The organism is Pseudomonas sp. GW458-11-26-14-LB4, assembly GCF_059423925.1.
The window spans coordinates 1-26,015 of record NZ_JBWKYU010000018.1 but is presented as its reverse complement, the minus strand read 5'-3'; the positions used below and the strand labels follow the sequence as shown (position 1 = coordinate 26,015).

The window sequence follows — 26,015 nt, the reverse complement described above, 5'->3', positions numbered from 1 at the left end:
CGGCATCCATAGTCAAAACCGATGCGCATCACCAGGCAGTCAAAACGGCTTACCGAAAGGCAAGCCGTTTGTTTATACCTCTTCCCCCAAGGCCAAGAGCCCTTTCGCCCAAATCTGCCGCGTCCGTAAACCGACCATCGCCCGCCAGTCCGGATCCGCCGGATAAAACTGCTCCAGCAGATTCAACTTGATCGCCCGCCCCGTCGCATCCAGCGGATCGCCATGCAGATGCAGCCAGTGATCGTCGCGCAGATAACGATGCACGTCCGGCCCCGGATAAGTCCCGCACTCGATCACGAACGGCATCAGTTGCACATTCGGCAACGCGTTGAGCAACGCCTGCGAGGTGTAACCGGTAGCGGTTGCCGCGACACCGGTTTCGCTCAGGGTTTCGGCGCCGGTGTGCAGCGTGTAGAGCCACGGGCCGTAAATCGATTGCGCTTGGGCCAGTGCTGGATACGGCGCTTGGGTAATCGTCAGCAGCATCGGATGCCCGTACTCCCCGGCGCCGGTGTGCAGGTCGAAACACATCACGGTTTCAGCACCGGCCAGATGATTCTCGATGATGGAATGCAGCGTGCGATTCGACCAGCTCGGCGCGAGTCCGCCAAAGAACAATCCGTCGGGATGACTGTGCTGACCGCCCTCGACAATCGACATGACAGCCGGCCAGCCGTGCTCGGCAATTTGCGCATCCAGCAAGGCATCAGCCTTTTGCCGCTCGGCGCCATTCAAATCGGTGCAGGCGTAAATTTCATGGAGCGCCGCGTAAACGCGGTTGTCCGGAAGCAGTCGGTTGAAATCCAGGTGATTGCGGTTGAGGTCGATGTTGTCTTCATTGACCCGCCACAGCCACGCCGTGCCCCACGGGTTGATCAGGTGAACCATCACCACCGCGACGTCCTTCGGCAGTGAGTCCGGCGTGAAATGCTTCAGCCAGTCGATCTGGCACTCCGAGCCGTAATATCCCTCAACCCCGTGGGTGCCGCTGAGCGCCACCAGGCGCCGTTTGGCCGCTGGATCCCCCAGCACCGCAACATCGGTACTCAAAGACTCGCCAAACGGCCCATTGAGCGGATGCGCGTACGAAGAGAGCGTTGCACCCGCCACCTTCGCGGCGGCTAAAAAGCGCTCGCGCTGTTCGCGATAGCTGGGCTGGGTCGGAAACTCGTTGTGCATGGCGGCCTCTTGTTGATTGTTCTGGCTTCACGTTTGCCCATGACCCTACAGAAATTCCGCCAAGGCATGAAGGACAAAGGTGCCTGCGGTTTGCGTCGTACACGGTCGGCCGATACAGTCCGTCAGACCTTTATCCCACGGACGGAGAGCCCCGCGTGTTTCCAGCCCTGCCCCTGAACCGGTTTCGCCTGCCCGCCCTGACGCTGATCGTCAGCGCCATCGCCCTCACGGCCTGCAACGCCCCGCCTTCCTCGACCTTGCCGCTGGCACCGGAAGCCGCCTCCGGTTACCGCACCGGCCTACAAGCCAGCCACGCCGAAAAACACATGGCCGCCGCTGCCAATCCGCTGGCCGCCGAGGCCGGTCGCGAAATGTTGCGTCAGGGTGGTTCCGCCATCGATGCCGCCATCGCGATGCAAGCCGTGTTGACCCTGGTCGAACCGCAATCCTCCGGGATCGGCGGCGGCGCGATGATCGTGCTGTGGGATGGCAAACAGGTGCGCACCTACGACGGTCGTGAAACGGCACCGGCGGGTGCGACCGAGAAACTGTTTCTGCAGGCCGACGGTAAACCGATGCCGTTCCCGCAGGCGCAGATCGGTGGACGCTCTGTCGGCACACCGGGGGTGATGCGTGCATTGGAGCTGGCGCACAAAAAGCACGGCCGCTTGCCGTGGGCAACATTGTTCGAGCCGGCGATCAAACTGGCCGAGCAGGGTTTTGCGATCTCTCCGCGCCTGCATTCACTGCTGGAATCCGACCCGGTGATTCGCCGTTCGCCGGACATGGCCAGGTACTTTCTGAACAGCGATGGCAGCGTCAAAGCCGTCGGCACGCGACTGCAAAACCCGGCGCTGGCCGCCGTGCTCAAACGCATCGCCAACGAAGGTGCGGACGCGCTGTACAAAGGCCCGATCGCCGAAGAAATCGTGGCCAAGGTTCAGGGCCACGCCAACCCCGGCAGCCTGTCGCTGAACGACCTTCAGCACTATCAGGCCAAGGAGCGCGCGCCACTGTGCACCGACTACAAGCGCTGGCAGGTTTGCGGGATGCCGCCGCCATCATCGGGCGGGATTGCGGTGGCGCAGACTCTCGGCACCTTGCAGGCGCTGGAAACCCGCGATCCGCGTCTGGCTCTGACGCCGCTCAAGCCAGTGAAAACCGATAAACCCGCCGGCATCGAACCTGCGCCGCAAGCCGTGCACCTGATCGCCGAAGCCGAGCGCCTGGCCTACGCCGACCGCGCGCAATACGTAGCCGATACCGACTTCGTGCCGGTGCCGGTCAAAGGTTTGGTCGACCCGGGTTACCTGGCCAGCCGCGCCAGCCTGATCGGCGAACGCAGCATGGGCACCGCCAAACCCGGCACACCGCCGGGCGTACAGGTCGCCTACGCGCCGGATCGCTCGCCGCTGCGCATTTCCACCTCGCAAGTGGTGGCGGTCGATGACTTCGGTGGCGCCGTGTCGATGACCACCACCATCGAAGCAGCGTTCGGCTCGCACCTGATGGTTCAGGGTTTCCTGCTCAACAACCAGATGACCGACTTCTCGTTCATCCCCGAAGAGAACGGACAGAAAGTCGCCAACCGCGTGGAGCCCGGCAAACGCCCGCGCTCGTCGATGGCGCCGACCCTGATCTTCGACCGCAAAAGCGGCGAGTTCGTCGCCACCGTCGGCTCTCCCGGCGGCTCGCAGATCATCGAGTACGTGGCCAAAACCACCGTCGGCCTGCTCGACTGGAACCTCGACCCGCAAAGCGCCATCAGCCTGCCCAACTTCGGCAGCCGCAACGGCCCCACTGAACTGGAACAGGGCCAGTTCAGCCCGACGCTGATCCAGGCACTCAAGGACAAGGGCCACACCGTCAACGAAATCGACATGACCAGCGGCACCCAGGCCATCGTGCGGGTCAAGGATGCTCAAGGGAAGGCAACGCTGGCAGGCGGGGCAGATCCTCGGCGTGAAGGGGTAGCGTTGGGGGATTGAATCAGCACTGCCAACTGAAAAAGGCTTACCGAGAGGTAAGCCTTTTTTGTATGTCCATGAATTCATTTCCAGCGCCAACTGAAACCCTCAGGCGTCACCCTCCTCCCCCGCCACCCGAACCAGCAGATCCCCGGGCTGACAGTTGAGGTACTCGCAGATGGCATCCAGGGTCGCCAGTCGCAGCCCTTTGACCTTGCCCTGTTTGAACAGCGACAGGTTGGCCTCGGTGATGCCGATGGCGGCTGCAAGGTCTTTGGATTTGACCTTGCGCAGCGCGAGCATCACATCCAGTTGAATCACGATAGGCATGAGGACCTCAAATAAACGTACGGTTTTCCCGATCCACTTCGCTGGCCTGCGCCAGAATCCGCGCGATGATCGAAATGCACGCGGCCAGAAACAACGCGACGAATGAGGCCGCCGTGATGCTCAGGGTAAACAACCGCTCACCGACCGGCGCGTTCTGGGTGACCCACAGGCTGAGCATCGGCTCACAGAGGAAATCCAGCAGCACCCAGATCGCCACGGCTCGCCCGACCTTGCCCAGATGCTCCGCTGTTTCCCGGGCAAAATACTCACCCCGCGCATAACTCTGAAACAGCCGGCGCAAATGGTTCAGGCCCGATGCCAGCGCCAGCAGGGGAATGCTCGACAGCACGATCCCGCCCAGCTTCTGCCACCATGGAAACAGCGTGGCGGCGTCGGCCATGTGTGACAGCTGGCGCTCGGTCAGCGCAAACCCCAATCCCCAGCCTTCCTTTTCCGCCAACGGTGGGTAAACCCAAATGACAGCATTGAGCAGCAGCATCACGACGATCAGGATCAACGTCACCGTCGCCATGCGCCGACTGAATTGCACGAGCCCGTGGGTGGTCATGGGAAAGCCTCACAAGAATGAATGTGAGCACCACCCTAACGATTAAAATTATCTAATAACAATAATTAATTGCTGCAAAACATTAATAACCGTCAGACATCAAGATTTTTACCGACCACCGGATCACCGATCTTCAGAAAGTTGCCACCGGCCACGTGATGCAGCGTGCGCAGCTCATCGTGCCCTTCAAAATGCCAGCGTCCATCGCTGAACACCCGCGAATCAGCCTGCGCCGCGATCACCTCGGCGAGGAACAGATCGTATTGCTCGTGATTGTGCGGCTCCGGCAGCAACCGGCATTCGAGCCAGGCCACGCAACCATCCAGCATTGGTGCCTCGACCTGCTCGCCAGCAAAGCTCTGCAAGCCGTACGCCTGAAACTTGTCCTGACCTTGATCGCGATTGATTTCCAGGCCCGATGTCGAGCCGACGGTCTGCACGATGTCGGCCTGATTCACACAAGGAACGTTGAGAACAAAGGTGCCCGAAGCCTCGAGCAATTGTCGGGTCCAGGTGGATTTGTCGAGCACTACCGCGACTTTCGGCGGTTCGAAATCCAGCGGCATGGCCCACGCAGCCGCCATGATGTTGCGCTGCCCGTCATGAGCGGCGCTGACCAGCACGGTCGGCCCGTGATTGAGCAGACGGTAGGCTTTGTTCAGGGAAACCGGGCGACGGAAGGACTCGCTCATGGGATCTGCTCCGGGAAAAAGAGCCGATTGTAGCGGGATAAAAACAACGAAGGGATGGCCGTGTACCATCCCATCGCCTGGCAGGCATCAGTTGGATAACTGGTTGGCGAACTGGCCGACTGCATCCACCACTTTCTGCGCGCCGTCCTGAATCTCGACGATCACCGTACCGGCCTCCGCCGCCAGCGCCAGCCCTTGTTCGGCCTGTTGCTTGCCGTCGGTCATCAGGGCCACGGCGTTGCGCGCCATGTCCTGGTTCTGGCGCACCACACCGACGATTTCTTCGGTCGCCTGGCTGGTGCGCGAAGCCAGTTGCCGCACTTCGTCGGCCACCACCGCAAAGCCTCGGCCTTGCTCACCGGCGCGAGCAGCTTCGATGGCCGCGTTAAGCGCCAACAGGTTGGTCTGTTCGGCAATGCCGCTGATGGTCTTGACGATGGTGCCGATTACCTGGGATTGCTCGTTCAACGCCTCGATGCCTTCGCCGGCGGTCTGCATGTGCTTCGACAGATCGCGCATCACGTTGACCGCTTCAGTCACCACACGAGTGCCGCGCTGGGCGGTGCTGTCGGTCTGCAGGGACGTGCTGTAGGCGATGTTGGCGGCGTCGGCGACGGCCTGTTCCTGATTGACCTGATCGGTGATCACCGTGGCGAACTTCACCACTTTGTAGAGCTTTTCGTTGGCGTCGAGCACCGGGTTGTAGGACGCCTCCAGCCAGACCGTCCGGCCATGGCTGTCGACCCGCTTGAAACGGCCGGCAACGAATTCGCCGTTGTTCAGGCGACGCCAGAAGTTCTGGTATTCGGCGCTGTTGTACTCCTCCGGCTCGCAGAACTGGCGGTGATGTTTGCCCTTGATCTGCGCCAGGCTGTAACCCATGCCTTGGAGGAACCGTTCGTTGGCGCTCAGCACGTTTCCGCTGAGGTCGAACTCGATCACGGCGGTCGAACGCACCAGCGCGCCGATCAGGTTTTCGTGTTCGCGGGAGGCCTCGATAGTGCGGGTCAGGTCGCTGGAGAAAATCGAGAAGTGCTTGATCCGGCCATCCGATGAGCGAACCGGTTGGACGATGGAGCGCAACCACGCCTCTTCGCCGTTACCGCGTGAAAGGCGCACAGCGCCGGCGAAATGCTCGCCACGGGTCAGGGCGGCCTTGAAGCGGTGATGAAACTCGTCCGACTTCACATGGGCCGGCACGATGTCTTCGATGGCGCGGCCGATCAGATCGTGACTCTTGTAGAGCATTTCGTTGAGGAAGTTCTGGTTGACCGACTGAATCCGTCCGTCGGGCTCAAGGGTGAGCACCAGCATCTCGCTTTCCAGGCTCTCCTTCACTTGCAGAAGGCTGGAGAGTTCTTCACGAAGAGCCGCCAGCTCTTGCTTCAGGCGTTTGTTGAACATGGGAAAGCACCGATGGACTGGATGGAGAGCGGGTATGCAGCCTAACCATCGGCCTTGGAAATCTTTTCTGAAGAGCGCTTGAGGCGTGTCCTACAAAAATAGTTACGCCTCGACAATTCAGGCGGTGCCGGCCACCGGGCACTGTTCTGCGCGCGGCATGCGCGAGCCGAAATACGCCGCGCTGACGACGCCCACCGCGCCCATCACCGTGCAGAACATCACGCAGATCCACGGACTCCACGGCATCAGACCGATCAGCAGCAACGGTGTGACACTGGCCCAGGCGGCGTAGGCAATGTTGTAGGTGAAGGAGATCCCGGAAACGCGGATCCGCGCCGGGAACAGGCTGACCATCACCGACGGCACCGCACCGACCACGCCACAGCACAAGCCGGCGATGGCGTAGGCCAGACCGACCCAATCCCCGCCGCTGATCAGGCAGCTATAAAGCAGACCGATGCCCAGCGGCAGCAGCAGACTGTAAAGCATGACCGTGCGCCAGGCGCCGATGCGATCGACCAGCCGGCCGGCGATCACGCAGCCGATGTTCAGGAAAACAATGCCCAGCGCGCTCAGCGCGAAGGTGTGGCCGGCGGTCATGCCGAAGGTTTTTTGCATCATGGTCGGGGTGATGACCACGAACACCACCACTGCCGAGGTCAGCACGCAGGTCAGGAGCATCGCCGGCAACATGGCCAGCCGATGATCGCGCAGCACGGTGCGCAACGGCAGTTCGACCCGCGCCTCGCGCTGCGCTTCCATGGCCATGAACACCGGGGTTTCGCTCAGCCAGCGGCGCAGCCAGACACCGATCACGCCGAACACACCACCAAGCAGGAACGGATAACGCCACGCGTAATCCAGCACTTCGGCCGGGGTGAACACTTGCGCCAGAAAAGTCGCGGTCAATGCGCCGATCAGATAACCGAAGGTCAGCCCGGCCTGCAGAAAGCCCAGGGCATAACCGCGATGCCCGGCCGGAGCATGCTCGGCCACGAATACCCAGGCGCTCGGCACTTCACCGCCCACCGCCGCGCCTTGCAGGATGCGCAGCGCCAGCAGCAGCAACGGTGCGAAATAACCGATCTGTGCATAAGTCGGCATGATCCCGATCAGCAGGCACGGCAGCGCCATCATCAGGATGCTCAGGCTGAAAACCTTCTTGCGCCCCAGCCGGTCGGCGAAATGCGCCATCAGGATCCCGCCCAGCGGGCGCGCCAGATAGCCGGTAACGAAGATCCCGAAGCTTTGCAGCAGGCGCAGCCACTCGGGCATTTCCGGCGGGAAGAACAGCTGGCTGAGGGTCAGGGCGAAGAACACGAAAATGATGAAATCGTAGATCTCCAGCGCCCCGCCCAGGGCCGCGAGGCCGAGGGTCTTGTAGTCGGAACGGCTGAACGGCGCCGGTCGGGCAGTGGAATGGGCAGTCATGGCAAAGAACTCTGGCAGGCAAAAAACCAAGGCGCCCATGGTCTACGCAAACGGGCCGCCGGACAACCCGTTAGACCATAGTCTGATTCAGCAAAACACGGTCACAAAAATCCGCCGGTTGATTTACTGTTGGCACCTGTCCAGACGGGCCGGCCAAGCCCCGAAGACCACAATAAACATAAAAATCCGAGGTACTCCCGTGGCCGTTGATATCGAAGATAGCCGCTCTGCGCGCTTTGCCTTGCGCTGTTCAAGTTTCGCCGAACGCTGGTTTCCCGACTCCTGGGTATTCGCCGCGCTGGCGGTGATCATCGTCGCGCTGGCGACCCTGGCCATGGGCGCCAAACCCACCGACGCGGCCATGGCCTTCGGTGACGGGTTCTGGAGCCTGATCCCGTTCACCATGCAGATGGCCTTCGTGGTGATCGGTGGTTATGTCGTGGCCAGTTCGCCGCCCGCCGTAAAACTGATCGATCGCCTGGCGCGGATCCCGAAGAACGGTCGCTCGGCCGTGGCCTGGGTCGCGCTGATTTCGATGGTCGCGTCCTTGTTGAACTGGGGCCTGTCGCTGGTGTTCGGCGGTCTGCTGGTGCGCGCTCTCGCCCGCCGCACCGATCTGAAAATGGACTACCGCGCCGCCGGTGCCGCCGCCTATCTTGGCCTCGGCGCCGTTTGGGCGCTGGGCCTGTCGTCGTCCGCCGCGCAGTTGCAGGCCAACCCGGCCAGTCTGCCGCCGTCGATTCTGTCGATCACCGGGGTGATTCCGTTCACCCAGACGATTTTCCTCTGGCAGTCGGGAGTCATGCTGCTGGCACTGATCGTGATTTCGATCATCATCGCCTACGCCACCGCGCCCGGCCCGAACTCGGCGCGTGACGCCAAGGCCTGCGGCATCGACCCGGCCTTCAACCTGCCACCGCTGCAACCGCGTACCCGCCCAGGCGAATGGCTGGAACACAGCCCGTTGCTGATCATCCTGCTGGTGCTGCTGGCGGCCGGATGGCTGTTCCACGAGTTCTCGACCAAACCGGCGATCACCGCGATTTCCGGGCTCAACACCTACAACTTCCTGTTCATCATGCTCGGCGCGTTGCTGCACTGGCGCCCGCGCAGTTTCCTCGATGCGGTGTCGCGTGCCGTGCCGACCACCACCGGGGTGCTGATCCAGTTCCCGCTGTACGGTTCGATTGCCGCGCTGATGACCACGGTCAAGGGCAGTGACGCCCAGACCCTGGCCCATCACATCTCGACGTTCTTCGTCAGCATCGCTTCCCACGACACCTATGCACTGCTGATGGGCGTGTACTCGGCGATTCTCGGTTTCTTCATTCCGTCCGGCGGCGGCAAGTGGATCATCGAGGCGCCGTACGTGATGCAGGTGGCCAACGATCTGAACTATCACCTCGGTTGGGCGGTGCAGATCTACAACGCCGCCGAAGCCTTGCCGAACCTGATCAACCCGTTCTACATGCTGCCGTTGCTGGGCGTGCTGGGGCTGAAGGCGCGGGATCTGATCGGTTTCTCGTTCGTGCAATTACTGGTGCACACGCCGTTGGTATTGGTGCTGCTGTGGGCGCTGGGCACGACGCTTTCGTACTTGCCGCCGGTCATGCCTTAAACGATGACCACAGGGCGCCGGCTCCGGCGCCCTGTCTTTCCCTTCGACAAAAAGCGACCCGGACCATCCCTCCTGCGGTTGCCTGTCGTAAATAATGGCTCAGAGCCATCATCTTTCTTTACCGCGCCACTGCCTCGGTAATATTCTTGCGCGCCCAATATCTGTTTCATTTTTTGTCTGAGCGCAAAGGGAGTTCGTTGCAATGATCGTCGGGATTGACCTGGGAACCACCAACAGCCTTGTTGCCGTATGGCGCGGCGATGCCACTGAGTTGGTGCCTAACGCCCTGGGGCAGTTCCTGACACCCAGCGTGGTGGGCCTGGACGATCAGGGCCGGATTCTGGTCGGGCAAGCTGCTCGCGAACGCCTGCACACTCATCCGCGCCTGACCGCTTCGCTGTTCAAGCGCCATATGGGCAGTGCGACGGAGGTCTACCTCGGGGATAAAAAATTCCGTCCGGAAGAGCTGTCGGCGCTAGTGCTCAAGAGCCTGAAAGAAGACGTCGAGCGCACTTACGGCCAGACCGTCACGGAAGCCGTGATCAGCGTTCCGGCCTATTTCAGCGACGCCCAGCGCAAGGCCACGCGCATTGCCGGTGAACTGGCGGGTCTCAAAGTCGAAAAGCTGATCAACGAACCCACCGCGGCTGCACTCGCCTACGGCTTGCATCAACGGGACAAGGAAACGTCGTTCCTGGTGTTCGACTTGGGCGGCGGTACGTTCGACGTGTCGATTCTCGAACTCTTCGATGGGGTCATGGAGGTGCGCGCCAGCGCCGGTGACAACTTCCTCGGCGGCGAGGATTTCGACAACGTGCTGCTTGAGCACTTTATCGATCAGCATCGCAACGTGTCGGACTTCCCCGAGCGCTCGACCATCCTCCAGCCGCTGCGCCGCGAGGCAGAACGTGTGCGCCGTGCACTGGGTCAGGACGCCAGCACCGAATTCAGATTGCAGGTTGGCGAAAAGCAATGGACCCAGACCATCACTCAGGCGCAAATGGCGACGCTGTACATGCCGCTGCTCGAACGTCTGCGCGCGCCGATCGAACGGGCCCTGCGTGACGCACGCATCCGCGTCAGCGACCTCGATGAAATCCTGCTGGTCGGCGGCACCACCCGCATGCCGCTGGTGCGCAAACTGGCTGCCGGGCTGTTCGGCCGCTTCCCGTCGATCAGCCTCGATCCGGATCAAGTGGTCGCTCAGGGCGCGGCGATTCAGGCAGCGCTCAAGGCCCGTTCGGCCGCGCTGGAAGAAGTGGTGCTCACTGATGTCTGCTCCTACACCCTGGGGATCGAGACTTCCACGCAGGTCGGTCGTCAGTATGAAAGCGGTCATTACCTGCCGATCATCGAGCGCAACAGCATCGTCCCGGTCAGCCGGGTCAAAACCGTGCAGACCCTTCACGACAATCAGGAACAGGTGGTCGTGAAAATCTTTCAGGGCGAAAGCCGCCTGGTCAAAGACAACGTGGCGCTCGGCCAACTGGACATCAAGGTGCCCAAGCGCAAGGCCGGCGAAGTCGAACTGGATGTGCGTTTCACCTACGACAACAACGGTTTGCTCGAAGCCCAGGTCAGCATTCCCCTGACCGGTCAGCAACATTCGCTGGTCATCGAAAACAACCCCGGCGTGCTGACGCCGGAGGAAATCCAGCAGCGTCTGCAAGCCTTGGCGCAATTGAAGATCCATCCGCGCGAGCAACAGGTGAACACCCTGCTCAGTGCACGGCTGGAACGTCTGTATCAGGAAAGCCTGGGCGACCTGCGCGATCAGATCGGTTACTGGGCCAAGCAATTCCAGCAGGCGCTGGATTCCCAGGACGAGCGGCAGATCCGTGAAACCCGTACCGAACTGAGCAAGCAGTTGAGCGCCCTCGACCGTAACCCCTGGCAGTAAGGAAGCACGACATGGAATGCTGGTCCGTCCTGCAACTGCCCGAAGACGCCGGGCTGCGCGATATCAAGCGCAGCTATGCGCGCCTGCTGAAAGTCTTTCGGCCCGATGAAGATGCCGCAGGCTTCCAGCGCCTGCGCGAGGCTTATGAGCGTGCTCTGTCGATTGCCCAGTGGCGCCTTGAAAACGAGGAGAGCGAGGAGCACGGCGACGTCATGCTGGCTCCTGGGATCGCCGCTCTGGCGGTGCAAGAGCAATCCATGGTTCAGCCGCTGCAGAAGACCGGGACCGATGCGTGGGATTACCCTGCGGCGCTATTCGAACCGGTGACCCCGGCCGCGCCCGAAGCACCGCTCGAGTCGCAGACCTTGCGGGTACAGCCCCTGAGTCCGGAGCCTCTTAACCTGGAACCCGAGCAGCCGACTGCCGACCCGGCCATTGAAGCCGCATCGCAATTGCTGAACGGCCTCTCGGACACCAATCTGGACCAGCGCTGGGAGCAAGCGCGCCAGCAGGATTGTGCGCAAGCGTTCCAGGCGCTGTTGCTGACGTTGTGCTTCGATCATCCCGCCCTGCGCCTTCCGATTGCCCGCTGGGCGGTACAGCACCTGGGTTGGCTGGGGCCGTGGCAGGAGATCGTCATCGGCGACGGGCAGCGCAGCATTATCGCCAACGAGTTGCTGACGGATTACCGGCAATCGCTGGAAACGCTGCTCGCCTCGCAAAACGAGCGTGAATGTCTCGCGCAGCTCAAGACTTACACGGTCCAACCCTGGCTCCAGGTGTTCGACCGTCGGGAACATTGGCAGCAGATCATCCTGCAACTGCTGCAGGACACAGAGTGGAGCGTTCCGCTGTTCGACCGTATCTCCCAATTATTTGGCTGGGACGACACCAAGGGTATTCATCCGCAACCGGACTGGCTCTGGCAGGCGCTGATCGAGCGCTGCAACCAGGAAAGCCTCTACGACACCCTGTGCGCCCGGGCCGAAGATCAGCGCAACGGGTCGCCCGACGCTCTGGCCGCGCGGATGCTGATCAGCCCGATGAAGCCGCGACAGCAGAAAGACATGACCGACCGGTTCATCCCGGCTGACTGGCAGGCCTGCCAGCAGTTGTCGGAAACCCTCAAGTGGCGCTTTCCCGACCTGCTCGCCCGCCTGCCCTACGCCGATGTTTTCTACTGGCGACGGTTTCTGCCGCGCTACATCGCCGCCGAAACCTGGTTGCGCTCATGGGCCGCGATTGCGCTGGCGCTGTGGCTGTTCTATCTGCCCGCCGAGCACAAGACCACGGCGATGAGCATCGTCATTCCCCTGGCCTTCGCCTGTGTTCCTGTCTGGTTTTTCCGGATCGGCTTGAGTTATTGGTTTCTGATCAGCGCCCATTTGATCGTTCAGGATCTGTGGTTGACCGAAAGGATCATTCCGCGCCGATGGAACCCTGATACCCGCTGGCTCGTGCTGCGCCATGGCGTACCGCAAGCCGTCATGATCCTGCTGTTCTCGGTCATGCTCGGTGGGCTGGGAGCCTTCACCTATATCGGAGTGATCCTGATCGGGCTCTGGCACAAGCGGCGCATCGGTACGCTCGACCCGGAGTTCAGCGACAAGCACCCGTGGCTGACCGCGCTGCACTGGGCGCATTTCAGCCCGTTGCAACTGCTGTTTCTGGTGGTCATGACCGGCGTGATTCTCGCCAGTCAGCTTGGTTATTCGCTGAAACACCTGTTCCCCGGCTAGGCTGGACGCGGGCCGGATTGCCCTCCACCAAGGTTTTACCCTCGCTGAAAAGGATCTGAGCATGTTGAAACTCGCAGGCCTCACCCTCGCGGCGCTCACGTTGAGCGCCCCCGCCCACGCCGATGTCGACCTGAAACTGGGCAGCACCGAACGCGTCACCCGCCTCTTCGCCTACCCCAACAATTGCAGCGTGATCTGCTTTCGCAACTGGACGCTGGAGCAGACCGTCGCCCATTACCTGAGCCAGAGCGTGCAGCGCGACGGCTACACCAACGCCAAAGTGCTGGTGAAAAACGACAACGATCAGCTCTACGCCGAAATCAGCGGCGTACCGAAGGGCTACGACAAGCCGCTGACCGCGCTGCTGGACGCCGGCGATCTGGCCTACAAAGGCGCCAGCAAACTCAATGCCGACGGCAAATGGGCATACAGCTGGTACCTGTTCCTGCCGCTGGGCATGGCCTTGGAAAACCGCAAAAGTGTCGAGCTGTTGCACTTCCCGCCGGATTACTCACTGACCCAGGCCCAGGATTACCTGCGCTCGAACACCACCGACCGCTGGGCCGCGCTGCTGACCGACAATGGCATCCCCGCCGACCAGACGCCGGCCTACCAGACCATCATCGACATCGCCCCGATCGCCGCGCCCGCCAGCGCCGGCAAGGATCTGGAAGGCGTGTACGACTACTTCAAGGATTACCAGACCACCATGGTCAAGCAGGTCAGCCAGAACGCCAGCGGCGCCGTGCTGCCGATGGTTGCCTTCGGTGCGCCGGTGCGTAACTGGATCAAGCAGCAATACGGCGCGACCGTGAATGTACTGGGTCTGGCAACCATCAGCCCGAGCACGGGAGTGAACGTGCCGGTGCTGGGTTCGAACCACCCGAGCTACATCTGGTACGCCGCCGACCCGAGCAACTACACCGGCGACGATGCCCAGGCCAAGGCCGATGCAGCCGGTCTGAAGGTAATGGGGCAAGACCTGAGCGCCGCCTGCTGGCAGGCCGGGATGGGCAGCAAACCGGGCACCGATCCGAAGACACTGCTCAACAGCTGCACCCAGACCTGGCAAGTGACGCAGAAAGCCAAGACCTGCGAGCTGTTCTACACCACGATCCGCAACCAGACCGTGGCACAGGCGGACAAGACCTGCTCGACCGCACCAGTCAAATCCCAGTTGCAACAGCTCAAAAGCCCATTGCCGGACATGGCCGCGCCCGCCGCCCATCTCTGAAAGGACATGCGATGTTCCCGTGTCAGCCTTGGCTGACCCGGGAAAGCGTCTATTTCGCCTGTCAGATCTGACAGTAGACCGCTAATGTGATTTACGGGATCTTGGATCCAATGATCGTGTTGCAGGACTGACAGGACGTCAGCTCGGGAAAGTCGCGACACCTGGCCAACAGGGAACGTTATGAACACTCACGCATTACCGGGTAAACCGGCACGCGATACCGAGGGCATTTATCCTTTTGCCGGACTCCCCGTGCGCATGGGATTTCCGTCAAAACAGGATTTCGAGATTGTTCACGATCCCGAGGGCGTAGCCACCGCTGTCGTAGCGTGCCGGGAGTTCCTGCGCATCACCCGAATGTGCCGGGTTTCAGGCCAGTTGCTGCCCTATCGCTGCCGGCAGACCCGGCAACTGATGCCAGGGATTCATATCTACGATCCACGCTTTTGCGGACTTTTCGAACACTCATGCGATCCAAACACCTTCTTTGACGCAGTAGAATTATGGTTCTGGGCTCTGCGCGACATTGCCGAAGGTGAACGATTGACCATGGACTACACCGCCACCGAAGACAAACTGCTGCGGCAGTTCGCCTGCGGTTGCGGATCCTCGCGCTGCCGTGGGTGGATCACCGGTTACGACGAATCACCCAATCTTGAAGGCCAGCGCTACTTGCTGAGCTGGCGCCGCCGGCAAGGTTTACGCTGAACGATCGATCAAGGCGCGCCGACCGGACGCAAACGGTATTGCGGCGGCAATTGCTCGAAACCGCTGATCGTGGTGTTCAGGCTCTTCCAGCGACCATCCTTGATGCCGTAGATGCAGCCGTGGATCGACAGGCTCTGCCCGCGATGCCAGGCGTTCTGGATGATGCTGGTGTGGGCGACGTTGGCCACTTGCTGGATCACGTTGAGCTCGCACAGACGGTCGACCTGCTCTTCTTCGGTCGGCAGCCTGGCCAGTTCTTCGCGTTTTTCGTAGTAAAGGTCGCGGATCGAACGCAGCCAGCCGTCGATCAGGCCGAACTGACGATCCTGCATCGACGCCCGCACACCGCCGCAGCCGTAGTGCCCGGTCACCAGAATATGTTTGACCTTGAGCACGTCCACCGCGTACTGGATCACCGACAGGCAGTTGAGGTCAGTGTGCAGCACCACGTTGGCAACGTTGCGGTGAACGAACAGATCGCCCGGCAGCATGCCGACGATTTCGTTGGCCGGCACCCGTGCGTCGGAGCAGCCGATCCACAGATATTCAGGCGTCTGCTGACGGGCCAGCTTGGCGAAGAAATCCGGGTCTTCCTTGGTGATCGCGTCAGCCCAACGCTCGTTGTTATCAATCAGGTCTTGTAAGTCATGCATGCTGTAAGGCCTCAAGAAAGATGCGCTGGTATGACAGTCGACCGCCCGTCGGGGTCACGCGGGGGTCGTGGGTGATTTGCTTTGAATTTCTCGTGCACCCGGTGAGTCCATCCCAGTAAGGCCCACAGTATGAGGAATTGCCATGACTGATTCACGACGCCCCTTCGATGCGGTGCAACCGGAGCCCATCGATGATAACGAAGACCGCATGGGTTCGGTGCACGAGCTGGACTTCGACGACGAACAGCCCAGTGCGAAGATCGGCGATGAGCTGCCCGAGCGCGAGCGCGAACAGTTGATGCCCCGTGACCGCGTGCGTGAGACCGGTTTCACCGGGGCATCGACCGCCGATCACGAACCCACCGACGATGACCTGAGCCCGGAAACCCTGATCCGTGAAGATGGCGCCCGGGATGCCCAGGAGCTCGGGGAAGGCAATCAGGCCGATTGGGATCTGAGCGTGGTCGACGAGGACGATATCGGCGGCGGCAACGGGCTGGATGAAGCGGAACTGGCGCGTCGCGATCCGCTGGATCGCAAGCGCTGAGGACACCTGCCGCGATCAGTCGACGAGCGTGCAGGCCATGACTACGGCATCTTCACGCCCGCCGACCGCCGGGTAGTAATCCCGGCGCCGGCCGATCTCGTTGAAGCCATAGCGCTCGTAAAGGCGAAAGGCCGACGTGTTGCTGTCGCGCACTTCCAGGAAACATTCCCGGGCATCGGCGGCGTAGGCGCGGGACATCAGGTATTCGAGCAGGGTCAGCCCGAGCCCGCGACCCTGGTTTTCCGGTTTGACCGTGATGTTGAGCAGATGCGCTTCATCGAGAATGATCTGCACCACCCCGTGGCCCACCTGCTGCTCACCTTCGAACATCAGCCAGATCTGGTACTTGCCCAGGCCGTCGAGAAAAATCCCGCGGGTCCACGGATGACTGTACGCGGCATATTCAATCTTCAGCACAGCGTCCAGGTCCGCCTCGGTCATCGGGCGAAACGATACAGCGTCACTCATTCGATTCTTTCCAGCGCGCCATCAGCCGACGCATGGCTTGCCACACGGCGGCCTTGCGCTGTGGCTCTTCCATCAACAATTCCAGCCCGGGCACGGCCCACGCCAGGCCAAGCCCCTCGATTTGCAATTCACGGTTGAACGCCTCGGCCTCCGCTTCGCCGGCAAAACGCACCGCCGGCAGGCCGATCAGCCACAGACAGGCGCACGGCGACGCCTCCATCTGCACCGACAGGAAACCCTGGACGAAATCCCGGGCCGCCTCCGGGCCCTGATCCATCGTGCCGCGGTTCAGCCATGGCCAGCGTACCGGCTCACCGACAATCTGTGGCGCGTCCGGCAGACCGGCGGCACGCAGCATGTCCTTGAGCAGCAGATAAGCCGGATCGCGGGACTGGAAGGCTTCGCCTGTGGGTAACTCCACCAGCAACAGGCAACGGCCGGCGCGCAGCAATTGCAGGGCAAAGCGCGGTGGCGGCACCGGCGCCGGCCTGGCCACCACAGGTGTTTCGTCGACTTCTTCGACCGGTTTGGCGCCCGTGCGGGTGCTGGCCAGCGAAGGACGCGGAACCTCGATCTTCGGCCGTTCGACCGGACGTGCAGCCGGCTGCACCGGCGCTTCGGCCGGGGTTGCCGGCATTACCGGCGCGGCAATCTCGGGCTCGGGCATGTCCAGCAGCTCGGGCCGCGACGGCGCGGCAAAGGGCAATTCGGTGCGCGGCAGCCAGTTGACCACCTGCATGGCGTTCAAATAGGCGCGGCGGCGGGACTCGATTAGCAAGGGTCGGCCACTTGTGGATAACTGAAGTGCGCTGATTCTACCGCCCTTCGCTCAAGATCGCGCGCTGTTGATCGATAGTCTTGACCGATACCTTGACGCAAAGAAAAGCGACAGCCCGTCCCGAGAGTGAATCGCATCCTTCGTGATGCAGTACAATCGCGGCTTTTAATCGCCAACCAGCCGGCCATTCCGATGATCGAACCCAAGCGCGTCTTGCGCGCCCTCGCTGAACACTGGGCACTTCTGGAGCCACTGTGCGAGCACTTCGACCAGGGCACCCTGAGCCTCAACGAACTGCGCACGCAACTGGCCGCCCAGCAACTGGACAGCACGCCGCAGGACATCACCAGCCTGCTCGACGTGTGGATCCGCCTCGACATTCTGGTTCCCGTGGCGAAAAGCCCGAACCGTTTCGAGCTGAACGCGCAGATTCACGACTTCCTCGCCTATCTGCGTCGGGAACACCGTCTGGGCCTGTGCCTGGAAATCGAAGCCTATCTGCGTCACCTTGAGCGTCTGGCCGGTTATATCCAGGATGCGTTCGACGTCCGTGACGGCAATGACCTGGCGCGTCAGTTGCGCCTGCTCGACATGCGCGTGCGCGACGTTCTGAAGAAACTCGACAACGACGAACAGGCGCTGGTGGCCGTGGCCGAACGGGCCAAGACCAGCGACCGGCAGATTCCGCTGCGTCAGCGTTACGCCGAAGTGCTGGCGACCTGGGACGAATACGTCGAGCCGATGATCGATCTGGTGAACGCCGACGGCGCCTTCGAGCAAGGCGTGCGCAAGGTCGAAACCGTGCTGCTGAAGATGCTCAGCGAACAGCAGCGCCTCGGCCATCTGGTCGATGACGACATGCTGCTGCGCACCCACGCGCGCATCCTCGAAATGCAGACCAGCGCCCAGTTGACCCTGCGTCACGCTCGGGAATTGCTGCTGCCGCTGCGTGAAGAAGCGCGCCGGCACAACGCCGTGACCCGTGGTGCCGCACTTGCGCTGGCCGCGATCCGCCGCAAAGGCATCGACGCCGTGCCGCAAGCCGCGATGCCGCTGTTCACCCGGCCGCAAAGCACCTTTCTCGGCAGCGCCAGTCAGGTTGAAGCCTACGTCTATGCCCTGGCCCGTTTCGAGCCAAAACCGGCGCGTTTCCCCAAGGCGCACAAATCGCAGAAGACTGGCGATGCCCCGCGCGCACCGCGCACCGTCCGCGAGATGGTCGACCGCTGCGAAGAATCCCTGCCGATGCCGGACCTGATGACCTGGCTGCTGGAGCAGGAACCGGACGGCGCGACCGACGAATTGCTTTACTGGTTCTCGCGCCTGTCGCGGGAAAAACGCTTCAAGCGCGAGCGTCTGGAACGCCGCGAATACCACACTCACGAGCACCAGGTCAGCCTGCGCTCCTTCGCCCTGCTCTCGGCCGGCGACACCGCCGCCGAGGATTCTGCGAGCATCCCCAATGCATCTTGATCTATCCGAACTGTCTCAGCTGGCGCCGATCTTTCGCGAGCTGTTCAAGGGCTACCACGTCAGCCGCCGCGACCCGGAGCTGTACGCGCAACTGTCGAACTTCCAGGACCAGTACCGCACGCTGTTCAAGGCACTGGGCTTCGAACTGGTCTGCGACACCCGTGGTTTCTACTACTTCGTGCCGGACATGGCCGCTGCGGCAGTGAACAAGACCGCACAGCGTCTGGCGCTGTTCACCTTCATCCTCGTCGAGCATCTGGCCGATCAGGGCCGCGACCCGATCGCCGTGCTCGACGGCGGCAGCCTCGGCCGCGAAGAACTGCCGTCGCTGCTGGAAAAGTACCGCGACCTGTTCATCCAGGCCGAAGTGCAGACCGTTGAAGAACTCGAAGAAAAGATCATGCGCCGCATGACTCAGCTCGGTTTCGCCAGCGAAGAAAACGGCGTATACCGTTTCCTGCCGCCGATGCACCGTTTCCTCGACGTCTGCCTGTCGGTTCAGCAGGACCGCGATCTGGCGGCCAGTGTGCACAGCGTCCTGCCGCTGCCGGCACCGGTGCTGATCGACGAAGCCGCCGAGGCCAAATTCCTCGCAACCGACGATCCGCTCGATCTCTCCGAGTTTGATGAAGAGAGCGAAGAAGACGCACTGGCCCGCGCCATTGCCGAAGAACAGGAGTCCGACGCATGAGCCAGGAACGCTACGGCATCCGCCGCTTTGCCCTTTTGAACACCGCCGGTTACAGCCTCGGCCTGTTCCCGCTGGAAGAACCGCTGTCGGTCTACGGCGCGAACAACCTCGGCAAATCCGCCTCGATCAACGCCTTGCAGTTCCCGATTTTGGCGCGCATGTCGGACATGAGTTTCGGCAAGTACAGCCTGGAACAATCCCGGCGTTTCTACTTTGCCTCCGACACCAGCTATATCCTCGTCGAAGTGAACCTGCCCCACGGCCCACACGTGATCGGCGTGGTCGGTCGCGGCCCGGGCGGCGGTTTCGGTCACCAGTTTTTTGCCTATGCCGGCAAGCTCGATCTGGCGCATTACCAGAAGAACGACACCTGCCTGCGGCAGAAAGAGCTGTTCAGCAACCTTGAGAAAGAAGGCCTGAAAGCCTACGAACTCAAGCCGGATGAGCTGCGCCGATTGCTGGTGGGCGGTCATACGTCGATCCCGCTCGATTTGACGCTGATTCCGCTACGCTCCACCAGCGAGCAGAGCCTGAAGACCTTCCGCGCGCTGTTCATCAACCTGCTGCACATGCGCGAAATCACCGCAGCCAAGCTCAAGCAGCTGTTCCTCGATGCCTTCGAACACAGCTTGCGTTCCGGCAGCGTCGATTACATCGCCGCGTGCGAAGAAGCCTTCCGCGACGTGCGTCGCATGGAACAGGACTACAACTCGCTGGTCGCTGCCGGCCCGTTGGTCGAAGCCTTGGCCAACGGCGTGAAACAGCGCGACGTGCTGCGCGGCAAACTGCATCGCCTGTCGCCGCTCCTCGACTCGTTGCTCGGCACCTGGTCGGACTACGCCACGGCACGCAAGGAAGAACTGACCATTCAGGCCGAGCACTACCGTCGCGAGCAGGACGACCTGCAAAACGATCAGCGTGGCGGCACTCAGGAACTGATGCGTCTGGAGCGGGAAATCTCCGGCATCCAGCGCTGGCTCGGCGAGTTGTCGGTGCTGAAGAACCGCTTCGCGCTGGTCGATGACGTCAAAGTCCTGGAGCAGCAACTGCTGGCGGCCAAAGACGCTCACGACGAAATGGCCGGTGCGCTGGCGCAGTCCCGTCAGTTCAGTGCCGAGGATCTCGAAGAACGTCTTCGCGATCTGGAAAAACGCCTGAAGTCGGTGAAGCAACAACTCGATCACGCCGACAACAACAGCTATGCACGCCTGCGCGAAGAGTTCTCGCAACAGGATGTCGAGCGCCTGATGCGCCTGTTCAACAGTGCGCTGTTCAGCCTGCCGCTGGGCGAACACGGCATCACCCTCGACGACGATGGCGAATGGGTGAAATCGGTCGAGCTGATCCTCGACGGCTTCAAGGGCGAGCGTTTCGAAGTGCCGGGCCTGTCGATCGACATCTCGCACATCGAGCCACCGGCTCTTCAAGCGCTGGCCGACCGTGCCGCGCTGCGCGATCAGAAAGAACGTCTGGAAAAAGAGCTCAAGCAACTCAAGACCCAGCAAGCCGTGGCCGCCGACCGCGCCGCGAGCAAGACCCAGACCGAAGCGCTGTACCAGCAGGTGCTGGATGCGCAGAAAGCGCTGGAAGATTTCCGCCGCACTCAGACCCTGAGCGCCGAAGAAAGCGACAAGCTCGAGCAACTGGCGCAGATGGAAGCCGCGCAGGACGAACTCAAGCGCTCCAGCGATGCGTTCACCGAGCGCGTACAGCAACTGTCGGCCAAGCTGCAACTGGTCGGCCGCCAGATCGCCGACATGGAAGCCAAGCAACGCACCCTCGACGACGCCCTGCGTCGTCGTCAGTTGCTGCCGGCAGACCTGCCGTTCGGCACGCCGTTCATGGATCCGGTCGACGACTCCATGGACAACCTGCTGCCGCTGCTCAATGACTATCAGGACAGCTGGCAAGGCCTTCTGCGCGCCGATGGCCAGATCGAAGCGCTGTACGCGCAAGTGCGTCTGAAAGGCGTGGCCAAGTTCGACAGCGAAGACGACATGGAGCGCCGTCTGTCGTTGCTGATCAACGCTTACGCGCACCGTACCGACGAAGCCCTGACCCTCGGCAAGGCGCGTCGCGCAGCCGTGACCGATATCGCGCGGACCCTGCGCAATATCCGCAGCGACTACGACAGCCTCGAGCACCAACTGGCGCTGTTCAACCGTGAGATCAACAAGCGTCAGGTGTCCAACCTGCAGAGCTTCCGCATCGTGCTCGCGCCGAACAAGGAAGCGCTCAAGCACATCGACCAGATCATCCACAGCGCCGGTCAGTACGAAGAAGGCGAAACCCTGTCGGTGTTCGACCTGAGCCAAAGCGCCGAGCAGGACAACAAGAACGAAGAGGCCAAGGAATACCTGGCGCGGCTGGTGGCGGCAAACCACAACCAGCTCGGCCTCAAGGACTTGTTCGAACTGGCGTTCGAGATCACAAAGGTCAACGGCCAGCCGGTGATCCACACCGACATCGATGGCGCGGCGTCCAACGGCACCACGATGACCATCAAGGCGCTGACCAACATGTATTTGTTGCTGCACTTGATGGACCGCGACCTGGCCGGTCGCGTGCGCCTGCCGTACTACCTCGACGAGGCGGCGGACATCGACGAGAAGAACCAGGCTGCGCTGCTGGAAACCAGCCTGCAACTGGGCTTCGTGCCGATTCTGGCGAGTGTGAAGCCGCAGGTCTGCGCCAGTGTCGCCATCGACCTGGAAGGCGGCAGCGGCCCGGCCGGAATCTATATCGACGAGGCGGACTGGAAGTACATCCGCCGCCACGATGTGGTGAAAGCCACCGTCAATGTCGAAGCGGACGAGCCGGAACTGGATGCGGTTTGATGCATAACTGACGGGCACAAAAAAGGGCCGCGATCCATTGGATCGCGGCCCTTTTTCATGGGCTCTCGATTATTTACCGAGGGGGATTTTCGGTGCCCAGTTCAGCCACTCGTCTTCGAACTTGTCGAACAGCGGGAAGGTTTGTTCGGCGCGGGCCGGATTGCCCATCTTCTCGCCGTCCGGTGTGGCGAAGGCGATACCTCCCTGAATAACGGTCTCGAGCGACTCAGTGCGCACCGTTACACCCTTGAACAGGCCAATGTCGAAACCGACGCCGCTAGTGTTCCAGAAGCGACTTCCGCTGCGCACCAGTGGCGCGTATTTCGGTTCGATCAGGATGTGCACCAGTACGCGATCCGCTGTCTGGCCCAGTTCGTAACCGGTGACTTTGCCTACGGTGATCTCTCGGTAGGTCACCGGAACACCCGGTTTCAGCGAGCCGCGACGGGCAGCGCTCAACACAAGGCTCAAGCCTGCCTCCTGCTTGGTGACTTCCGGCGGATTGGCCAGGGCCACGAAGTTCTTCTGCGGGCCGAGGTTCTTGGCCGCAGGTTGCACTTCGATGTACTGGCCGGTGACCAGGGTCTCCAGGTTCGAGGTCTTGATCAGACCCAACTCCGGTTTGACCACCCAGAACTGACTGCCGACTCGAGCAATCTTCTCCGGCACTTCAGTGATGCGCGCGGTGAGGATTACCGATTGCAGATCATCGGTCAGGTCGACACTTTCGATCTTGCCGACGTCCAGTCCCTTGAAGCGCACCGGGGTGCCGCTGCGCAGACCGTCCGCGCGATCGACCTTGATGGTGACGACGGCGCCTTTCTGATTCGCTTCATCATGGTTGGCGAACAGACGGAAGCGCGGGATGCGTTTTTGTAACGGTGCTTTGGCTTGTGGCGTTTCGAAGGCAATGCCGCCGGCCATCAGGGTCTGCAGCGATTCACTCTTGACCTGAATCCCGCCGGTCAACCCGCCGGTCAGCGTGACACCGCTGACGTTCCAGAACCGGGTCGAGGCGTTCACCAGGTTTTCGTATTCCTTCTCGATGTGGACGCCAATCACCAGTTGTTTGCGGGTCTTGGAGAACTGATAGCTCTGCACCGAACCGACCTTGACCTGCTTGTAGAGGATCGGGCTGCCGACGTCGATCGAGCCTAAGGTATCGGTGAACAGGACCAGGTGCAGGCCGGGTGCGCGCAGATCCAGCGGCGGGGCTTTTGGCCGGGCCTCGAATTCACGTTGTGGCGCACCACCCTTGTCGCCCGGACGTACGGCGATGTAGTTACCTTTTACCAACGCTTCCAGACCGGTAATGCCGGCCAGGGAGATCGAAGGTTTGACCACCCAGAATTGCGTGCCGGTGACCAGATAGTCTTCGGCCAGCGGATCAAGGGTCAGTTCGGCGGTTGCGCTGGACAGGTCCGGGTCAATCTTCAGCGCTTTCAGGTTACCGACCTGAATGCCCTTGTACATCACCGGGGTGCGCCCGGCTTGCAGGCCCTCGAAATCGCTGAGTTTGACCTTCACGCGGATACCGGCGGCGGCCGCATCGAAGTCTTCGTAGAGACGGAACGGCAGGCTTGGATCGGTGGGCGGGCTGTCCTTGCGGTTCTCCGGGGTGGCGAAGGCGATACCGCCGGCGACGATGCTGGCCAGGGATTCGCTGCGCACTTTCACACCGGACAGGTTGGCGTCGATGCTGATGCCGCTGGCGTTCCAGAAACGGGTGTGTTTGCGCACCAGTTTGGCGTAGGTCGGTTCGATGAACACCTTGAGCTCGACCGTACTCTGGTCTTCCGACAGCACGTAACTTTTGATCTGACCGACTTTGATCTGCTTGTAGAACACCGGGCTGCCGCGATTCAACGAACCCAAACGGTCGGCCTTGATCGTCAAGTGCAGACCGGGCTTCGAATCCGATAGCGGCGGCTCTTCGGCCAGTGCCTTGAACTTGCGGGTCGGCTCGCCTTCGCCGGGACTGATGGCGACGTAGTTACCCGATACCAGGGTTTCCAGGCCGGTGATACCGGCCAGGGTCACGCTCGGTTTGACCAGCCAGAAACGGGTGCTGGTCTTCAGGTACTGATCGACATCCTTATTCATCTCGATGGTCGCGATGACACCTTTGGAGTTGCCTTCATCATCGAGCTTGAGGGTTTTCACCTTGCCGACCGGCATGCCTTTGTAGACCACTTCGGTCTTGTTGGCCTGAATGCCTTCACCGCTTTCAAACCGCACCTGAATCTCGATACCGGTTTCGGTGTAGGCACGCCAGCCGAGCCAGCCGCCGATAATCAGGGCGATCAGGGGCAGCACCCAGATGGCAGACCAGTTCGAAGCCGGTCGGGTTTTCGCTACAGGCAAATCAGTCATGGTCGGCGTCCGACTCCGTGTTATCCCAAATCAGTCGGGGATCGAAAGTGACAGCGGCGAGCATCGTCAGAATCACCACACTGGCGAAGGCGATGGCGCCAAGATTGGCTTCGACACTGGCAAGCCGGCCGAAGTTGACGACCGCCACCAGAATGGCGATCACGAAAATATCGAGCATCGACCAGCGGCCGATGAACTCGATGAAGCGGTACATCCAGATCCGTTGACGGGCGGACAACGGCTGGCGGCGCTGTACGGAAAACAGCAGCAGCGCGATGCCCACCAGTTTGAAGGTCGGCACCAGGATGCTGGCGATGAACACCACGGCAGCGATCGGAATCATGCCGTGCTGCACCAGCTGGATGACGCCGGACATGATCGTACTCGGGTCACCCTGGCCCAGAGAGCTGACGGTCATGATCGGCAGAACATTGGCAGGGATGTAGATAATCGCGGCCGTGATCAGCAGCGCCCAGGTTCGCGCGAGACTATTGGGCCGCCGGGCGTGAACCAGCGCACCGCATCGGGTGCAGGTCTGGACATCGCTGTCGGTATCCTGCCTGTTCAGTTCGTGGCATTCGGTACAGATCAGAATGCCTGCATCAATCGCCCGCATGGGCATCTTCTCCTGATAACGCCTGCCAGATCTGGTGCGGCGACATCACCACTTCGAGCCAGACCTGAACCAGTAACAAGCCGATGAAACACGCCAGACCGAGGCCCACGGTGATAGCCGCCATGTCCGCCAGTTTGACGATCGCGACCAGGACGCCCATGAGATACACCTCGAGCATGCCCCAGTCTTTGAGGTGGTGATAAATGCGGTAGAGCAGCAGGCCATAACTGCGTCCAATGTTGAAACGGATCGTCAGCAACACGATCAGCTGACACAGCAGTTTCAACAGTGGAATCGCCATGCTGCAAAGGAATACGACAACCGAAACACCGCGCATATCGGTGTTGAACAGACCGATAACACCGCTCCAGACGGTGTCCTGCGACGATTGCCCGAGAACATTGAGCTGCATGATGGGTAAAAAGTTCGCCGGCACGTAGAGCAACAGCGCGGCAATGACCAGGGCGAGGCTGCGCTGCACCACGTTATGACGGTGAGCGTACAGTTCGTAACCGCAGCGTGGGCAGAGGGCTTTTTCGCCGTGAGCAAGCTTGGGCTTGCGCATCAGCAGATCGCACTCATGGCAGGCCACCAAGTCATCCAGCGGTAAATCTGACAGCCCGGGGGCGTCAACCGAATCCGACATAAGGGCTCTGGCTCCGAGAAAGTTGGGATCTATTCTAGTGTTCTGATTCGAAAATAACTGTGCAAATTTGTTCGCTGACGCGAGCAAAAAACTTTCCTGCGGGCAAAACAAAACCCCAACTGCTTTCGCAATTGGGGTTTCGGAATTTAATCTTGACGATGAC

At 61.3% G+C, this 26,015-nt stretch carries 21 protein-coding genes and 2 pseudogenes; 10 read left to right on the top strand and 13 right to left on the bottom strand.

What is annotated here, in order from left to right; genetic code table 11:
- Positions 1–72 precede the first annotated feature (72 nt).
- Positions 73–1,179, bottom strand: coding sequence for a DUF2817 domain-containing protein (locus AC07XZ_RS21605; RefSeq protein WP_102687523.1), 1,107 nt, complete (start codon positions 1,177–1,179; stop codon positions 73–75).
- 155 nt (positions 1,180–1,334) lie between these two features.
- Here AC07XZ_RS21605 and ggt point away from each other — a divergent pair, with 155 nt between their 5' ends.
- Positions 1,335–3,167 carry a gamma-glutamyltransferase gene (gene ggt / locus AC07XZ_RS21600; protein ID WP_102687522.1) on the top strand — a complete coding sequence of 611 codons (1,833 nt, stop codon included), beginning with the start codon at positions 1,335–1,337 and terminating at the stop codon, positions 3,165–3,167.
- Between the two features lie 87 nt (positions 3,168–3,254).
- On the opposite strand, the gene AC07XZ_RS21595 is transcribed toward ggt, so the two are convergent.
- From AC07XZ_RS21595 to AC07XZ_RS21570, 6 genes and pseudogenes are all read right to left on the bottom strand, one after another.
- Positions 3,255–3,476: a helix-turn-helix domain-containing protein gene (locus AC07XZ_RS21595; protein ID WP_102687521.1), complete on the bottom strand. Its 222-nt coding sequence runs from the start codon at positions 3,474–3,476 to the stop codon at positions 3,255–3,257.
- A 7-nt stretch (positions 3,477–3,483) separates the two neighbouring features.
- Entirely contained in the window at positions 3,484–4,044 is a 561-nt protein-coding gene (locus AC07XZ_RS21590) for a DUF2975 domain-containing protein (RefSeq protein WP_102687520.1), read from the bottom strand.
- Between the two features lie 92 nt (positions 4,045–4,136).
- Positions 4,137–4,736, bottom strand: coding sequence for a flavin reductase family protein (locus tag AC07XZ_RS21585; RefSeq protein ID WP_102687519.1), 600 nt, complete (start codon positions 4,734–4,736; stop codon positions 4,137–4,139).
- An 87-nt stretch (positions 4,737–4,823) separates the two neighbouring features.
- A pseudogene (locus tag AC07XZ_RS21580) lies at positions 4,824–5,255 on the bottom strand (methyl-accepting chemotaxis protein); the annotation flags it as partial.
- 156 nt (positions 5,256–5,411) lie between these two features.
- Positions 5,412–6,050: pseudogene (locus tag AC07XZ_RS21575) on the bottom strand (PAS domain-containing protein); the annotation flags it as partial.
- Between the two features lie 207 nt (positions 6,051–6,257).
- Positions 6,258–7,571 (bottom strand): MFS transporter, encoded by a 1,314-nt coding sequence (locus AC07XZ_RS21570; RefSeq protein WP_085745407.1) that lies wholly within the window; start codon positions 7,569–7,571, stop codon positions 6,258–6,260.
- 199 nt (positions 7,572–7,770) lie between these two features.
- Between AC07XZ_RS21570 and AC07XZ_RS21565 the strand changes: the two genes are divergently transcribed.
- From AC07XZ_RS21565 to AC07XZ_RS21545, 5 genes are all read left to right on the top strand, one after another.
- Positions 7,771–9,189: a short-chain fatty acid transporter gene (locus AC07XZ_RS21565; RefSeq protein WP_085745408.1), complete on the top strand. Its 1,419-nt coding sequence runs from the start codon at positions 7,771–7,773 to the stop codon at positions 9,187–9,189.
- A 202-nt stretch (positions 9,190–9,391) separates the two neighbouring features.
- Positions 9,392–11,089 (top strand): molecular chaperone HscC, encoded by a 1,698-nt coding sequence (locus AC07XZ_RS21560; RefSeq protein WP_085745409.1) that lies wholly within the window; start codon positions 9,392–9,394, stop codon positions 11,087–11,089.
- 11 nt (positions 11,090–11,100) lie between these two features.
- Positions 11,101–12,828 (top strand): J domain-containing protein, encoded by a 1,728-nt coding sequence (locus AC07XZ_RS21555; protein WP_102687517.1) that lies wholly within the window; start codon positions 11,101–11,103, stop codon positions 12,826–12,828.
- Positions 12,829–12,889: 61 nt separating this feature from the next.
- Positions 12,890–14,062 (top strand): hypothetical protein, encoded by a 1,173-nt coding sequence (locus AC07XZ_RS21550; RefSeq protein ID WP_102687516.1) that lies wholly within the window; start codon positions 12,890–12,892, stop codon positions 14,060–14,062.
- Positions 14,063–14,242: 180 nt separating this feature from the next.
- Positions 14,243–14,770, top strand: a complete 528-nt coding sequence (locus tag AC07XZ_RS21545) for an SET domain-containing protein-lysine N-methyltransferase (protein WP_102687515.1) — start codon at positions 14,243–14,245, stop codon at positions 14,768–14,770.
- 8 nt (positions 14,771–14,778) lie between these two features.
- Here the strand turns inward: AC07XZ_RS21545 and can are convergent, their stop codons facing one another.
- Positions 14,779–15,423 carry a carbonate dehydratase gene (can, locus tag AC07XZ_RS21540; protein ID WP_011335942.1) on the bottom strand — a complete coding sequence of 215 codons (645 nt, stop codon included), beginning with the start codon at positions 15,421–15,423 and terminating at the stop codon, positions 14,779–14,781.
- A gap of 142 nt (positions 15,424–15,565) precedes the next feature.
- On the opposite strand from can, the gene AC07XZ_RS21535 reads away from it, so the two are divergent.
- Positions 15,566–15,970 carry a serine kinase/phosphatase gene (locus AC07XZ_RS21535; protein WP_102687514.1) on the top strand — a complete coding sequence of 135 codons (405 nt, stop codon included), beginning with the start codon at positions 15,566–15,568 and terminating at the stop codon, positions 15,968–15,970.
- A 15-nt stretch (positions 15,971–15,985) separates the two neighbouring features.
- On the opposite strand, the gene rimI is transcribed toward AC07XZ_RS21535, so the two are convergent.
- Positions 15,986–16,438: a ribosomal protein S18-alanine N-acetyltransferase gene (gene rimI / locus AC07XZ_RS21530; protein WP_102687513.1), complete on the bottom strand. Its 453-nt coding sequence runs from the start codon at positions 16,436–16,438 to the stop codon at positions 15,986–15,988.
- Positions 16,431–17,177 carry an energy transducer TonB gene (locus tag AC07XZ_RS21525; protein WP_102687512.1) on the bottom strand — a complete coding sequence of 249 codons (747 nt, stop codon included), beginning with the start codon at positions 17,175–17,177 and terminating at the stop codon, positions 16,431–16,433. The genes rimI and AC07XZ_RS21525 overlap by 8 nt, the downstream gene beginning before the upstream one ends.
- A gap of 231 nt (positions 17,178–17,408) precedes the next feature.
- Here AC07XZ_RS21525 and mksB point away from each other — a divergent pair, with 231 nt between their 5' ends.
- Genes mksB through mksF form a run of 3 tightly spaced genes read left to right on the top strand, consistent with a single transcriptional unit; the run spans position 17,409 to position 22,217 of the window.
- Positions 17,409–18,689 carry an Mks condensin complex protein MksB gene (mksB, locus tag AC07XZ_RS21520; RefSeq protein ID WP_162803847.1) on the top strand — a complete coding sequence of 427 codons (1,281 nt, stop codon included), beginning with the start codon at positions 17,409–17,411 and terminating at the stop codon, positions 18,687–18,689.
- Complete coding sequence (gene mksE / locus AC07XZ_RS21515) at positions 18,679–19,380, top strand: Mks condensin complex protein MksE (protein ID WP_102687511.1); 702 nt, start codon at positions 18,679–18,681, stop codon at positions 19,378–19,380. Before mksB ends, mksE begins: the two co-directional genes overlap by 11 nt.
- Positions 19,377–22,217, top strand: a complete 2,841-nt coding sequence (mksF, locus tag AC07XZ_RS21510) for an Mks condensin complex protein MksF (RefSeq protein WP_102687510.1) — start codon at positions 19,377–19,379, stop codon at positions 22,215–22,217. The genes mksE and mksF overlap by 4 nt, the downstream gene beginning before the upstream one ends.
- Before the next feature lie 69 nt (positions 22,218–22,286).
- On the opposite strand, the gene AC07XZ_RS21505 is transcribed toward mksF, so the two are convergent.
- From AC07XZ_RS21505 to AC07XZ_RS21495, 3 genes are read right to left on the bottom strand one after another with little or no spacing between them, the layout of a single operon-like run.
- Complete coding sequence (locus AC07XZ_RS21505) at positions 22,287–24,590, bottom strand: PqiB family protein (RefSeq protein WP_102687509.1); 2,304 nt, start codon at positions 24,588–24,590, stop codon at positions 22,287–22,289.
- Positions 24,583–25,206, bottom strand: a complete 624-nt coding sequence (locus tag AC07XZ_RS21500) for a paraquat-inducible protein A (protein WP_007951771.1) — start codon at positions 25,204–25,206, stop codon at positions 24,583–24,585. Before AC07XZ_RS21500 ends, AC07XZ_RS21505 begins: the two co-directional genes overlap by 8 nt.
- Positions 25,193–25,852: a paraquat-inducible protein A gene (locus tag AC07XZ_RS21495; protein WP_007951772.1), complete on the bottom strand. Its 660-nt coding sequence runs from the start codon at positions 25,850–25,852 to the stop codon at positions 25,193–25,195. The genes AC07XZ_RS21500 and AC07XZ_RS21495 overlap by 14 nt, the downstream gene beginning before the upstream one ends.
- Positions 25,853–26,015 lie beyond the last annotated feature (163 nt).

What these genes read in the sequence shown, in the direction of transcription:
- AC07XZ_RS21605 (WP_102687523.1), bottom strand. Translation starts at nt 1,179, where the DNA reads ATGCACAACGAGTTTCCGACCCAGCCCAGCTATCGCGAACAGCGCGAG.
- AC07XZ_RS21595 (WP_102687521.1), bottom strand. Translation starts at nt 3,476, where the DNA reads ATGCCTATCGTGATTCAACTGGATGTGATGCTCGCGCTGCGCAAGGTC.
- AC07XZ_RS21590 (WP_102687520.1), bottom strand. Translation starts at nt 4,044, where the DNA reads ATGACCACCCACGGGCTCGTGCAATTCAGTCGGCGCATGGCGACGGTG.
- AC07XZ_RS21585 (WP_102687519.1), bottom strand. Translation starts at nt 4,736, where the DNA reads ATGAGCGAGTCCTTCCGTCGCCCGGTTTCCCTGAACAAAGCCTACCGT.
- AC07XZ_RS21570 (WP_085745407.1), bottom strand. Translation starts at nt 7,571, where the DNA reads ATGACTGCCCATTCCACTGCCCGACCGGCGCCGTTCAGCCGTTCCGAC.
- AC07XZ_RS21560 (WP_085745409.1), top strand. Translation starts at nt 9,392, where the DNA reads ATGATCGTCGGGATTGACCTGGGAACCACCAACAGCCTTGTTGCCGTA.
- AC07XZ_RS21555 (WP_102687517.1), top strand. Translation starts at nt 11,101, where the DNA reads ATGGAATGCTGGTCCGTCCTGCAACTGCCCGAAGACGCCGGGCTGCGC.
- AC07XZ_RS21550 (WP_102687516.1), top strand. Translation starts at nt 12,890, where the DNA reads ATGTTGAAACTCGCAGGCCTCACCCTCGCGGCGCTCACGTTGAGCGCC.
- AC07XZ_RS21545 (WP_102687515.1), top strand. Translation starts at nt 14,243, where the DNA reads ATGAACACTCACGCATTACCGGGTAAACCGGCACGCGATACCGAGGGC.
- can (WP_011335942.1), bottom strand. Translation starts at nt 15,423, where the DNA reads ATGCATGACTTACAAGACCTGATTGATAACAACGAGCGTTGGGCTGAC.
- AC07XZ_RS21535 (WP_102687514.1), top strand. Translation starts at nt 15,566, where the DNA reads ATGACTGATTCACGACGCCCCTTCGATGCGGTGCAACCGGAGCCCATC.
- rimI (WP_102687513.1), bottom strand. Translation starts at nt 16,438, where the DNA reads ATGAGTGACGCTGTATCGTTTCGCCCGATGACCGAGGCGGACCTGGAC.
- AC07XZ_RS21525 (WP_102687512.1), bottom strand. Translation starts at nt 17,177, where the DNA reads ATGCAGGTGGTCAACTGGCTGCCGCGCACCGAATTGCCCTTTGCCGCG.
- mksB (WP_162803847.1), top strand. Translation starts at nt 17,409, where the DNA reads ATGATCGAACCCAAGCGCGTCTTGCGCGCCCTCGCTGAACACTGGGCA.
- mksE (WP_102687511.1), top strand. Translation starts at nt 18,679, where the DNA reads ATGCATCTTGATCTATCCGAACTGTCTCAGCTGGCGCCGATCTTTCGC.
- mksF (WP_102687510.1), top strand. Translation starts at nt 19,377, where the DNA reads ATGAGCCAGGAACGCTACGGCATCCGCCGCTTTGCCCTTTTGAACACC.
- AC07XZ_RS21505 (WP_102687509.1), bottom strand. Translation starts at nt 24,590, where the DNA reads ATGACTGATTTGCCTGTAGCGAAAACCCGACCGGCTTCGAACTGGTCT.
- AC07XZ_RS21500 (WP_007951771.1), bottom strand. Translation starts at nt 25,206, where the DNA reads ATGCGGGCGATTGATGCAGGCATTCTGATCTGTACCGAATGCCACGAA.
- AC07XZ_RS21495 (WP_007951772.1), bottom strand. Translation starts at nt 25,852, where the DNA reads ATGTCGGATTCGGTTGACGCCCCCGGGCTGTCAGATTTACCGCTGGAT.